At 71.9% G+C, this 11,930-nt stretch carries 12 protein-coding genes; 7 read left to right on the top strand and 5 right to left on the bottom strand.

Annotated features, from left to right (window positions below):
• Positions 1-136: 136 nt before the first annotated feature.
• The 3 genes from ACF3NH_RS19325 (at position 137) to ACF3NH_RS19315 (ending at position 3,090) form a co-directional block, all read left to right on the top strand.
• Entirely contained in the window at positions 137-1,141 is a 1,005-nt protein-coding gene (locus ACF3NH_RS19325; protein WP_422925186.1) for a type II secretion system protein GspD, read from the top strand.
• Positions 1,122-1,931, top strand: a complete 810-nt coding sequence (locus ACF3NH_RS19320; RefSeq protein ID WP_422925184.1) for a hypothetical protein — start codon at positions 1,122-1,124, stop codon at positions 1,929-1,931. Before ACF3NH_RS19325 ends, ACF3NH_RS19320 begins: the two co-directional genes overlap by 20 nt.
• A 112-nt stretch (positions 1,932-2,043) precedes the next feature.
• On the top strand, positions 2,044-3,090 hold the full coding sequence (locus tag ACF3NH_RS19315; RefSeq protein ID WP_422925182.1) for a malate/lactate/ureidoglycolate dehydrogenase: 1,047 nt from the start codon (positions 2,044-2,046) through the stop codon (positions 3,088-3,090).
• On the opposite strand, the gene ada is transcribed toward ACF3NH_RS19315, so the two are convergent.
• Positions 3,071-4,177 (bottom strand): bifunctional DNA-binding transcriptional regulator/O6-methylguanine-DNA methyltransferase Ada, encoded by a 1,107-nt coding sequence (ada, locus tag ACF3NH_RS19310; RefSeq protein ID WP_198366616.1) that lies wholly within the window; start codon positions 4,175-4,177, stop codon positions 3,071-3,073. The two genes, ACF3NH_RS19315 and ada, sit on opposite strands and share 20 nt — an antisense overlap.
• Before the next feature lie 205 nt (positions 4,178-4,382).
• On the opposite strand from ada, the gene fbaA reads away from it, so the two are divergent.
• Both fbaA and ACF3NH_RS19300 read left to right on the top strand, forming a co-directional pair.
• Positions 4,383-5,492, top strand: coding sequence for a class II fructose-bisphosphate aldolase (gene fbaA, locus ACF3NH_RS19305; protein WP_422925180.1), 1,110 nt, complete (start codon positions 4,383-4,385; stop codon positions 5,490-5,492).
• Between the two features lie 105 nt (positions 5,493-5,597).
• A complete protein-coding gene (locus ACF3NH_RS19300) occupies positions 5,598-6,533 on the top strand; it encodes a LysR family transcriptional regulator (protein ID WP_422925178.1) in 936 nt (311 codons plus the stop codon).
• On the opposite strand, the gene ACF3NH_RS19295 is transcribed toward ACF3NH_RS19300, so the two are convergent.
• From ACF3NH_RS19295 to ACF3NH_RS19280, 4 genes are all read right to left on the bottom strand, one after another.
• Entirely contained in the window at positions 6,509-8,047 is a 1,539-nt protein-coding gene (locus tag ACF3NH_RS19295; RefSeq protein ID WP_422925176.1) for an amidohydrolase family protein, read from the bottom strand. The two genes, ACF3NH_RS19300 and ACF3NH_RS19295, sit on opposite strands and share 25 nt — an antisense overlap.
• A gap of 62 nt (positions 8,048-8,109) precedes the next feature.
• Positions 8,110-8,910, bottom strand: a complete 801-nt coding sequence (locus ACF3NH_RS19290) for an ABC transporter ATP-binding protein (RefSeq protein WP_370591992.1) — start codon at positions 8,908-8,910, stop codon at positions 8,110-8,112.
• Complete coding sequence (locus tag ACF3NH_RS19285; RefSeq protein ID WP_198366612.1) at positions 8,903-9,808, bottom strand: ABC transporter permease; 906 nt, start codon at positions 9,806-9,808, stop codon at positions 8,903-8,905. Before ACF3NH_RS19285 ends, ACF3NH_RS19290 begins: the two co-directional genes overlap by 8 nt.
• On the bottom strand, positions 9,805-10,854 hold the full coding sequence (locus ACF3NH_RS19280) for an ABC transporter substrate-binding protein (protein WP_198366611.1): 1,050 nt from the start codon (positions 10,852-10,854) through the stop codon (positions 9,805-9,807). Before ACF3NH_RS19280 ends, ACF3NH_RS19285 begins: the two co-directional genes overlap by 4 nt.
• A gap of 269 nt (positions 10,855-11,123) precedes the next feature.
• Here ACF3NH_RS19280 and ACF3NH_RS19275 point away from each other — a divergent pair, with 269 nt between their 5' ends.
• Both ACF3NH_RS19275 and ACF3NH_RS19270 read left to right on the top strand, forming a co-directional pair.
• Positions 11,124-11,594: a hypothetical protein gene (locus ACF3NH_RS19275; protein ID WP_198366610.1), complete on the top strand. Its 471-nt coding sequence runs from the start codon at positions 11,124-11,126 to the stop codon at positions 11,592-11,594.
• Positions 11,595-11,688: 94 nt separating this feature from the next.
• Complete coding sequence (locus tag ACF3NH_RS19270) at positions 11,689-11,916, top strand: hypothetical protein (RefSeq protein WP_198366609.1); 228 nt, start codon at positions 11,689-11,691, stop codon at positions 11,914-11,916.
• Positions 11,917-11,930 lie beyond the last annotated feature (14 nt).

The raw sequence follows: 11,930 nt of genomic DNA, 5'->3' as shown, positions 1-11,930 counted from the left end.
GTCGCGCCGATCACCGACGCGCCACTGGGCAGTCCGGGCGGTCCGGGCGGGCCCCAGGGAGGAGGCCAGGGGGGAAGCCAGGGGGCGGGGAGCGTCGCGGCGCCCGGGGCTGCCGGGAGCCCCCCCGCCGGGAACGTTGCCGGGCGGCGGGCCGGGGGCCGGCCTGCCCGCCTTCCCGCCCGGAGGGGGCGGCGGCGGCGATCTGGGCGGCCTCCCCGCCGCCCCGGTCCGCATCGTCGCCGACGAGGCGCAGAACGCGCTGATCGTCTATGCCAGCCAGACCGACTGGCGCCTGGTGGAGCGCGCCGTCATGGCGCTCGACCGCCCCCCGAGCCAGGTGGCGATCGATGCGGTGATCGCCGAGGTGACGCTGAACCAGGGGCTGGAATACGGCCTCTCCTGGTTCTTCCGAACCGGCCGCTTCAGCTTCGCCTTGGCGCAGACCGCGACCGGCGTGATCGCCCAGAGCTTCCCCGGCTTCAACCTGCTCTATTCCGGCGGCGCCGATGCCGGGGCGGTGCTGGAGGCGCTGGCCAGCGTCACCGAGGTGCGGGTGATCTCCTCGCCGCAGGTGATGGTGCTGTCGAACCAGACCGCGCGGCTGCGCGTGGGCGATTCGGTGCCGATCGTCACCCAGCAGGCCACCGGCGGCGGCGTCACCGACACGCGGATCGTCAACTCGGTCTCGCTGCGCGACACCGGCGTCTCCCTCGATGTCACGCCGCGGGTGAATTCCGCCGGCGGCGTGCTGCTCGATGTCGACCAGGATGTCTCGGACGCGGTGGCCACCACCACCAGCGGCATCGACAGCCCGACCATCCAGCAGCGGCGGCTGCGCACCGTCGTCTCCGTGCCCTCGGGCGAGACCGTGGCGCTGGGCGGGCTGATCCGCGAGGCCGACAGCAGCTCGCGCTCCGGCCTGCCCTACCTGCTCGACATCCCGATCATCCGCGACCTGACCGGCACCCGCAGCCGCGACCGGCGCCGGACGGAGCTGCTGGTGCTGCTGACGCCGCGCGTGGTGCAGAGCGCGGAGGAGCTGCGCCGCGCCACGGAGGAGCTGCGGCTGCGCATGCTGAACATGGCACCGCGCGAGCCGCCCCTGCGCCAGACCCGCGGCCATGCCCTGCCCCGGCCCTAGCCGCCCGGGCTCGGCGCTGGTCCTCGCGCTCTGGATGGCGCTGCTCATCGGCACCGCCGGCAGCGCCGCGCTGCTGCTGGCCGGCGCGGGGGCCGGGGCGGCGCGTGGCGAGGCCGACCTCGCCCGCGCCCGCGCCGCCGCCGAGGGCGGCCTCTGGTCCGCCGCGCACCGCCTCGCCGCCACGCCGCCCGCGGCCCGCCCGCCGGGCGAGACCTACGACCTCGCCCTGGGCGGCGCGGCGGTGAGGGTGCGGCTGGCCGACGAGGATGGGCGGATCGACCTCAATACCGTCGCCGAACCGCTGCTGGCGGCGCTCTTCGGCGAGGCCGGCCTGGCCGAGCCCCAGGCCCGCCAGGCCGCCGCGCGGCTGCTCGCCTGGCGCGAGCGGAGCAGCGATCCCGGCGGCGGGCGGCGGCGGCTGCGCAGCCTGGGCGAAGCCTTGCCCGCCGCCGGCCTGCCGTTGGCGCTCGTGGAACGGCTGCGCGGCGCGGCGACCGTGCACAGCGGGCTGAGCCGCCCGGCCGAGGAGGCCGCCCCGCCCGCCGCCCTGGCCGTCCTGCGGCGTGATGCCGCCGCCCTCGCCCTGCCCGTCCTGATGCCCGGCCGCTACCGCACGCCGCAGCCGGGCGGGACGCAGGGGGGGCGGCGGCGCATCTGGCGGATCGAGGCGGAGGGGCGGTTCGGCGCCACCACGGCGCGCATGGCCATGGTGCTGGCGGTGGCTCCCGCGGCGGGCATGCCGGGCCAGGTGCTGGAATGGCTGCCCGTGGCCGCCGCGTCCGGTCCCTGAGGGACGACGGACGAGGCAGGCTTCCAGAACGCGAGCAATCCGGGCAGGCTGGGCCTTTCGCCCCCTCCGGCCGGGTATCCGCGGGCCGGACCAGAAAGAGGACATCCCGCCCATGCTGATCGCCGCGGACCCGCTTCGGGATTTCCTCGCCGAGGCCCTGGCCGCCGCCGGCAGCGGGGTCGAGGAAGCGGCGATCGTCGCCGATCATCTGGTGGAAGCGGCGCTGCGCGGCCATGACAGCCACGGGCCGGGCATGTTGCCGGCCTATCTGCGCAGCCGCGCCGCCGGCCGACTCCTTCCCGACCGCCATGCCGAGCGGATGGGTGGCCACGGCGCGCTCGCCGCCTTCGACGGCGGCATGGGCTATGGCCAGGTGGTGGCGCGCGAGGTCACGGATTGGGCCATCGGCGCCGCCCGCCAGCACGGCCTCGCCCTGGCCACGCTGCGCAATGTGCATCACATCGCCCGCGTCGGGCAGTATGGCGAGCAGGCGGCGGCGGCCGGCATGATCGGGCTGTTCTTCGTCAATGGCCTGTCCGGCGTGCCGCGCGTGGCGCCCTTCGACGGCGCCGATGCCCGCACCTCGACCAACCCGATCTGTATCGCCGTACCCCAGGGGAAGACGCCGGTGGTGCTGGATTTCGCCACCAGCCGCATCGCCCTGGGGAAGGTGCGCGTCGCCTACAACGCCGGCAAGCCGGTGCCGGAGGGCGCGTTGATCGACGCCCACGGCCAGCCGACGCGCGATCCGGGCGTCATCTATGGCAAGGGGGGCGGCGCCATGCTGCCCTTCGGCGAGCACAAGGGCTCCGGCTTGGCGCTGATCTGCGAACTGCTGGGCGGCGTCCTGTCCGGGGGCCCCACCGCGCCAGGGACCGATGCCGCCGACCCGGCCATCATCAATGGCATGACCGCCATTCTGATCGAGCCCGGGCACCTGATCGACCCCGCCGTGTTCGACCAGGACGTGGTGGCGCTGCTGGACTACATACGCGCCTCACCCGCCGCCGATCCGTCGCATCCGGTGATGCTGGCCGGTGAGCCGGAACGCCGCAGCCGCGCGCGGCGCCTGGCGGAGGGCGTGCCGATCGATCCGGCGAGCTGGGCCGAGATCTGCCGGGCGGCGGAGAGTGTCGGCGTCATTCCGCCGCCGGGGTGAGGGCCTCCCGCGCGCCTTCCCGCTCCAGCAGCGCCCGCTTGCGCGGCGCCCCCCAGCGGTAGCCGGACAGGCCGCCATCACCGCGCACCACCCGGTGGCAGGGAATGGCCACCGCCAGGGCGTTGCCGGCGCAGGCGCGGGCCACGGCGCGGGCGGCGCCGGGCGCACCGATGCGCGCCGCCACCTCGGCATAGCTCTCGGTGCGGCCGGCCGGGATCTGCCGCAGGGCCTGCCAGACCCGCTGCTGGAAGGTGGTGCCGCGCAGGTCGAGCGGCAGGTCGTGCCCCAGGCCCGGCGCCTCGATCAGCGCCACCACCTGCGCGACCAGCGCGCCGAAGCCGGCCTCGCCCTCGCGCAGGGCGGCGCGCGGGAAGCGGCGGCCGAGATCCTCGCGCAGCGCCTCGGGCGCATCGCCCAGCAGGATGGCGCAGACGCCCCGGTCGCTGGCCGCGACCAGCAGGGCGCCGAGCGAACAGCGGGTCGTGGCGAAGCGGATCTCCGCCCCCGCCCCGCCGTCGCGGAAGGCGGCGGGCGTCATGCCCAGGGCGCCGTCCGCCGCGGCGTAGAAGTGCCCGCTGGAGCCGAAACCGGCGCCATAGAGCGCTCCGGTGACGCTCTCGCCCCCGGCCAGCTCGCGCCGCAGCCGCTCGGCCCGGCGCCCGGCGGCATAGCCGCGCGGCGTCAAGCCGGTGACGGACCGGAACAGGCGATGGAAATGATAGGGGCTCAGGCCGGCGGCGGCGGCCAGCTCCGCGAGGGGCGGCGCCGCCTCGGCCGCGTCGATCCGCCGGCAGCTCTCCGCGACGAGCCGGGCCTGGCGCTCCCGCAGCCCGGCCTCGTCCGGGCGGCAGCGCAGGCAGGGGCGGAAGCCGGCGGCGCGGGCGGCGGCGCCGTCCGGATGGAAGGCGACATTCTCCCGCCGTGGCCGGCGCGCCGGGCAGCTCGGGCGGCAATAGACGCCGGTGCTGCGAACGGCGAAGACGAAGCCGCCATCGGCCGCCGGGTCGCGGCGCAGCACGGCCTCCCAGCGCTCCTCCTCGGCTCGCTCTCCGGCCGGGAATACGGGGCTGATGGTCTGCGCGATCATGGTGCGGCCTCCTCCTGACACTGACGGATCTAGGCCTTGGGCCAGGATCGCGCACTCCGCGGCTTGCGGGCAAATCCAAAAGCCCGGAACCCCGCCCGGCCCCGGTGAGTCAGCAAATTCAAGGGGGTTTCAGCCGCCGCCCCATGCTGTATTGATGGGCGGCGATCCGCCCCGGCGGACCCCCCCTTCCAAGCGGAGACCCTTCATGAGCGAGACCTTGCAGTCCGGCACCGCCCCCTCGACGACGCCGAAGCTGCAGCCAGGCGTCGTCACCGGTCAGGACTACCTGACGCTGCTGGCCGCCTGCCGCGAGGGTGGCTACGCCCTTCCCGCCGTGAACGTGGTCGGCACCAACAGCATCAACGCGGTGCTGGAAGCGGCGGCGAAGAACAAGTCCGACGTCATCATCCAGCTCTCCAATGGCGGCGCCCGCTTCTTCGCCGGCGAGGGCTGCCCGGACGCGGCCGCGGCGCGCGTGCTCGGCGCCGTCTCCGCCGCCCAGCACGTCCATGCCGTGGCCAAGGCCTATGGCATCTGCGTCGTGCTGCACACCGACCATGCCGACCGCTCGCTGCTGCCCTGGGTCAACGCCATGATCGACCATGGCGAGGAGCACATGAAGCGGACCGGCCGGCCGCTCTTCTCCTCGCACATGATCGATCTCTCGGCCGAACCGCTCGACGTCAATATCGAGGAATGCGCCAAGGTGCTGAAGCGCATGGCGCCGCTCGGCATGAGCCTGGAGATCGAGCTCGGCGTCACCGGCGGCGAGGAGGACGGCATCGGGCACGATGTCGAGGAGAGCGCCGAGAACGCGCATCTCTACACCCAGCCCGAGGATGTGCTGAAGGCCTGGGAGATCCTGTCGCCCATCGGCCATGTCACCGTCGCCGCCTCCTTCGGCAATGTCCATGGCGTCTATGCGCCGGGCAACGTCAAGCTGCGGCCGGAGATCCTGAAGGCCTCGCAGGCGGCGGTGTCGGAGAAGTTCGGCGGCGGCGACAAGCCGATGGCGCTGGTCTTCCACGGCGGCTCCGGCTCGGAGAAGGACAAGATCACCGAGGCGGTCTCCTATGGCGTGTTCAAGATGAACATCGACACCGACACGCAGTTCGCCTTCGCCGAGCCGGTGGGGGCCTATGTCGAGGCCAATGCCGTCGCCTTCAAGCATCAGATCGACCCCTCGAACGGCAAGCCGACCAAGAAGCTCTACGATCCGCGCAAGTGGCTGCGCGCCGGCGAGAAGGGCATCGTCAAGCGGCTGGACGAGGCTTTCGCCGATCTCGGCTCCGCGGGCCGCAGCCTGGCCGGCTGACGCGCGGGAGGGGGGCCGCGGCCCCCCCTTTTCTTTCCTGTCCCGGCCATGCCTTGATGCGCGCATGCGCGCGCCGCCGGCGCGACCGCCGGATCGGGGAATGCCGTGGCAGGCTTCAACTGGGACGATTTGCGCTTCCTCCTGGCGCTTGACCGGACGGGCACCCTGCTGGGCGCGGCCCGGCTGCTCGGCGTCAGCCACAGCACCGTGGCGCGTCGTCTGGCCGCCGCCGAGGAGGCCCTGCAGACCCGCCTCTTCCACCGACGCGGCCAGATGCTGTTGCGCAGCGAGGCGGCGGAGGAGGTGCTGGCCCATGCCGGGCGCATCGAGGAGGAGATCGCCGGCCTCGCCCGATCGGCCACCGGCGCCGATGCGCGGCTGGAGGGCGAGGTGCGCGTCACCGCCCCGCTCGCCCTGCTGACGGATTTCCTCGTCCCGCACCTGCCGGCCTTTCAGCGCGCACATCCAGGCATCCGCATCACGCTGTTCGGCGACCTCTCGCTGGAATCGCTGGTGCATGGGGAGATCGATCTCGGCCTGCGCATCAGCCGCCCCGTCTCGGACCGGCTGGACATCCGCCGCCTCGCCGAGTGCCGCTTCGCGCTCTACGCCGCGCCGGAGCTGGCCGAACAGGCCTGCAAGGCGGCGGAGCGGGGCATGCTGGCCGAGCTGCCGCACCTGCAGACCACCGGCCAGGAAGTCACCATGCCGGAAGCCCAGTGGATGACTGCCCTGTTTCCGGGCCGCCCGCCGGTGATGAGCGCGGCCACCATGCCCTTGCTGCTGGCCGCCGCGCGGGCGGGCCTCGGCATCACCGCCCTGCCCTGCTTCCTGGGCGACCATGAGCCCGGCCTGCGGCGCATCCCGGTGCGGCACGAGGGGCCTTGCGAGAAGCTCTATCTGGTGACGAAGCGCGAGCAGCGGGGCATCGCGCGGGTCCGGGCGCTGGTCGGCTTCATCGACCGCATGGCGCGGTCCGAGCGGGCGCGCTTCGACGGCGCGCCGCGGCCGGATGATCAGGCCATCGAGTTCTGGCGGTAGAAGGGCTGGTGCGTCCCGGGGTCGAAGTAGCCCTCGTAGAACTGCCTCACATGCGGCAGCAGGGCCTTCGACAGGCCGCGCCGCTCCACCTCATCCGTCGTCAGCGCCTTCGACAGATCCTCGTGCAGGGCCTTCAGCGCCGCGTCCTGGTCAACACGGGTGAACCGGCCGTCCTGGTAGAGCACCTCGCCCGCCACCATGGTGGCGCGCACCCCGCCCATCTTGGCCCGCTGCAGCACGGCATCCAGCACGGGCGTCGCCTCGTCCAGGAAGGGCCAGGCGACCTGCTGCCAGTCCAGCATCACCAGATCGGCCGCCTTGCCGACCTCCAGAGTGCCGATGCGGCCCTCGAAGGCGGTGGTGCGGGCGCCGCCGGCCGTCGCCATGCGCAGAACCTGCTGCATGGTCGGCACCTCGTCGCCGACGCCCGGTGTGCGATGCGCGCGCAGCACCATGCGCATCTCCTGCAGCATGTCGCGGTCGTCGTTGATGCCCGCCTCGTCGGTGCCGATGGCGGTGGTGACGCCGCGCGCCTCCAGTCGGTTCAGCGGCGCGATGCCGCTGCGCAGGCGGAAGTTGGAGGAGCAGTTGTGGCAGACGCAGGCGCCGACCTCGGCCAGCCGGTCGATATCCTTCTCGCTCAGCCAGACGCCGTGGCCGAGCGTCAGGTTCTTCGTCACCAGGCCGAAGCGGTCGATATACTCCACCGCCGTGCAGCCGCCGCGCCGTGCCGCGTACTCCTTCTGGAAGGCGGTCTCCAGGAGGTGCATGTGCATCGGCACGTCCTCGCCGGCGCTGACCTCGGCGAGCTTCGTCAGCGCCGTGTCGGAGCACCAATGAAGATTGGCGGGCGCCAGCTGCACCCGGACGCGCTCCTTCCCCTCGTGCCGCGCCCGCAGGTGGCGGAACAGGTCGAAGTTGTCGTCGAGGCTCATGCGGAAGCGCGCGAAATGCCGCGCCATCGGACCCTGCAGCGCCTCCGGCAGGCTGGCGACGAAGTCCTGGTCCGCCTGATAGACGAGGCGGTTCTGATCACGCAGCGCGAAGCAGTAGGAGACCCGCATGCCGATCTCCTCGTAGGCGCCGATCACCGCGTTGGAGGCGGCCTCCACGTCGTTCAGCGTGCCGGGGATCCAGCCATGGATGTGCTGCACCGTGGTGACGCCGGAGGCCAGCATCTCGAAGGCGGAGTAGAGGGTGTCCAGCCGCAGATTGACGTTGCGGCAGAGCAGCCGGGTGATGAACCACAACTCGAGCGGCATGTCGGGGCTGCCGAGCTGCACCGGGGTGAGGCCGACGTGGTGATGGCCGTTGACGAAGCCCGGCAGCACCACCTCCTGCCCGCTGCCCAGCACGGTCATGTCCGGATAGCGGGCGCGGAGGTCATCCCAGGCGCCGATCGCGGTGACGATGCCGTCCTCCTGGATCAGCGCCGCGTCGTCGAACTGCTCGTGCGTGTGGCGGTCGAGCGTCCGGGTGATCAGGTGGCGGGCGCGCACCATCGTCGCGGTCATGGCGATTCTTCCTTGTCTCAGGCGATGTCGGTTCGGGGACAATGTCGGTTCGGGCGGCGTGATCAGGCCGGCGCCAGGGCTTCCTGCTCGGCAAAGGCGCGGTCCACCTCGTCGCGCAGCAGGCCGGTCAGCTCCTGGCGCAGCGCCTCGGCCTCGCGCGAGAAGGGGTCGCGCGGGCGGGGCAGGTTGATCGGAACGACGGCCTTGATGCGGCCCGGCCGGGCGGTGAAGACGACGACCCGGTCGGCCAGGGCCACGGCCTCATCGATGCCGTGCGTGACGAACAGCACGGAGGCGCCGGAGCTGCGCCAGACGTCGAGCAGGAAATCCTGCATCTTGGCGCGTGTCTGCACATCAAGCGCGGCGAAGGGCTCGTCCATCAGGAGCACGCGCGGCCGCATGGTCAGCGCACGGGCGACGGCGACGCGCTGCCGCATGCCGCCCGACAACTCGTCCGGCCGCTTCTCCATCGCGTCCGAGAGGCCGACGCGCGCCAGCGCCTCGCGCGCCGCCGCCCGCCGCGCCTCCGCCCCCTCGCCGCGCAGCGAGAGGCCGAAGGTCACGTTCTGCCAGACCGTCAGCCAGGGAAACAGCGAGGTCTGCTGGAAGATCAGGCTGCGGTCCGGCGAGGGTCCGGTGACCGGCGCACCGAAGGCGTCCAGGGTGCCGGAGGTGTGCTCCTCCAGCCCGGCGACCAGATAGAGCAGCGAGGACTTGCCGCAACCCGAGGGGCCGAGCAGGACGACGAACTCTCCCGGCTTCACCGCGAGGTCGATGTTGCGCAATGCCTCATGCGCGCGGATCGTGCCGGCGTTCCAGGTCTTGCCCAGGTTGCGGCACAGGACGGAATTCTCCTCAGACACCGGCGATTACCTTCGTCTCGGGCACCCAGTAGAGGATGCGGGCCTGGAGCTTGCGCAGAAGCCAGTCGAAGCCGAAGCCGAGCAGGCCGATCAACGCGATGGTGAAGAAGACAAGCGAGGGGTTGAAGGTATTGCGCGCCAGCATGATCACCTGCCCCAGCCCGTAGCCGACGCCGGTCGCCTCCGCCACCAGCACCACCATCCAGGCGCCGAACAGGTTGAGCCGCAGCACGACGAGGAGGCCAGGCAGGATCGCCGGAACCACGACGCGGGTATAGATCTGCCGCTTCGTCGCCCCCATGGTGCGCGCGACGTTGATGAAGTTGCGGTCCACGGCGTCGATCTGCGCGATGGTCGAGATGGTCATGGTGAAGAACAGCGCGATGAACACCATGAACACCGCCGGCCCGTTGCCGATGCCGAAGAGGAAGATGGCGACCGGCAGCCAGGCGATGGGCGAGACCGGTGCCAGCAGTGTCACCGTCGGCAGCACCAGCCGCTCCGCCCAGCGGGAGTAGCGGATGCCGACACCGACCAGGATGCTGGCCGCGCCCGCCAGCAGCAGGCCGGCGAAGACGCGCGCGGTGGAGGAGAGGATGGTGATGCCGACCGCCTCCCAGGGGGTCGGGCCGCCGCCGCCGGTGCCGATCTGCCAGCGCTGCGCCGTGTTGAAGTTGCGCGCCTGCTCGACGAAGTTGCCCATGAAGACGTGCGGCGGCGGCAGCAGCTTGGGGTCTGCCCAGCCGATCAGCCAGAGGAACTCCCAGAGCAGGGCGAAGCTCCCGACCGAGAGGAGCGACCAGCCGAGCCGCACGCCCCAGGCGCGCAGCGCCGCGCGGCGCTCGAGGGAGAGGGTCGGCACCGGCACCGCCGCGGCCCGGGCCAGCTGCGCGGTCATGCCGCCGACTTCCACTTCAGGCTCTCATAGAGCGGCTTGTTCTCGGCGATCACCTGCTCCAGCAGCGTCCAGTCCAGGATGGCGGGGTCGGGCTTCTTCTTGGCGTAGCCCATCTCGATCAGGCTCTGCACGCGGCCGAGGATGAACGCCGCCTGGCTTCGCGCATCGACCACGCTGGGCTGCTTGGTCGAGGCCATGCGGGCATTCTCCATCGAGGTCTTGTAGTAGGTGCCAACCAGCTTCGGCAGCACCGCCTCCGGGTCCTTCTCGAACATCGCCTGCGCCTGCATCATCGCCTTGATGACGGCCTTGACGCCCTGCGGGTTGTTCTGAATGACCTCGGTGCGGGCGGCGAGCACGCAATCGGTATAGCCGCGGCCATAGAGATCGGTGCCGTCGGACAGCTTCACCGCGCCCTTCACGTCGTTCAGCAGCGCCGTTCCATAGGGCTCGATGGTGGCGATCCAGTCGAGCGCGCCGGCACGGAAGGCCTCGGCCGCCTCGGGCGTCGAGCCCATGTAGCGCACCGTGACGTCCTTGAGCGCGACGCCCTTCGACTTCAGCCAGTCATAGGGCAGCACCTCCAGCGTATCGAGCTGGAAGGTGCCGAGTGTCTTGCCCTTCAGCTTCTCGGCGCTGTCGAGGCCCGGCTGCGCCACCAGCACGCATCCCTCGACGCCGCCGCCGCCGACGATCCTGACCGGCGCGCCGCCGTCGATAAGCGACAGCGCGCTGGTATAGGGGAGGACACCGATGTTCGACTGACCCATGCCCAGGAAAGTGACCTGCTCGGCGAAGGTCGGCGCGTTCACGAAGTCAAGCTGCACGCCATCCTGCTTCGAGAACTGCATGGCATGCGCCAGGAACAGGTTCAGGTTGCAGAACCCCGTGCCACGGCTCGAGATCATGCTCTTGCCCTGCGCGAGGGCCTGCTGCCCCGGGCCGAGGGCCATGGTCAGGCTCGTGGCCGCGGCGGCTTTCAGGAAGCCGCGCCGAGCCAGGCGCGGCCTGTGGAGGGAGGTGGTGCAGCCCCAGCGATCGCACATCGGCGAGAACCTCCTGTCGGATTGGGTGTGGAGGCCATCCTATCCGGGAGCCTTGCCCCTCCGCAGACCCATTTTTGTGCAATGCCGAGGCACCTCGTTCATATCCGAACAGAAGGCGGGCTATTTGCCTGCGAATCGATCATAAGCAGCCTTGCTCCTCCTCTTGTTCCGCCATTCAAGTTCACTATATGTTCTTTGCGCCGGAGCCGGTGAGGCGGCGCCTGACCCCGCCTGACAGGGTGTTCCCCCCTCGCCGCCCCGGATGACCCATGTCGGAGTATTTCCCTGATCTCGCCTCGCGCGCGCTCTGGTATGCCCGCCGCGCCACCTTTCTCGACCTTCTCCAGCAGGCGCTAGACCCTCTGCCGGACGAGGGTCTGGAGCGGACGGTGATCCGCGACTGGGCGCTCTGGGCCCGGCTCGGCCGGCAGACCGCCGATGTGACCACCAGCGTGCCCTATAGTGGCTCGGAGGTCCTGGCGGTCCTGATGCGGCTGGGCCGCGAGACCGGCTTCGGTCCCGGCCAGCCGATCCTGGCCGAGGCCCGGCTCCGCTACCGGCCCGGCGAGGCGGAGCTCACCGCCGAGGGCCGGGCCACCGCCGAGGCCCTGGCGGCCAGGCTCGCGGCCCATCTGTCGGGCGCGGCGTCTCCCCCCGGCCGGACGGGGCGGGGGCGACGCGTCCGCCAGCCCTCGCGCCGCAGCCTGGCATTGCGGGCGGCCATGTCCGGTCCCGGCTGACGGGAGGGCCGCGACGCTCTCCGCAAAGGCTGGCCCTTTGCGGCACCGTGCGGCACACTGGGCGAGGATGAGGTTTCAGAACCGGAGGGACCGGATGATCCTTCGACGGCCCGGCTTGCGTGCCCTTGCCCTCCTGGCGCTGGTCGGGCTCGGTGCCTGCGCCGGCGCGGGCGGCCGGGATATGGCCTCCTCGGTGCCGACGGATGAGGAGTATCGCCGCATCGGCGCGGACTACGCCGATGCGATCCTCTTCGGCATGGAGCGGACCCGCCTTCTGCGGGAGGGCCGCCTGCCCCACGCCGCGGCGGGGTGGCCCGACTAGGGGACCAGCCCGCG

This window comes from Pseudoroseomonas sp. WGS1072, from assembly GCF_049340465.1.
Classification (GTDB): domain Bacteria; phylum Pseudomonadota; class Alphaproteobacteria; order Acetobacterales; family Acetobacteraceae; genus Pseudoroseomonas.
Note: the sequence above shows the minus strand (reverse complement) of the source record. Positions and strands in the feature narration are given on the sequence as shown.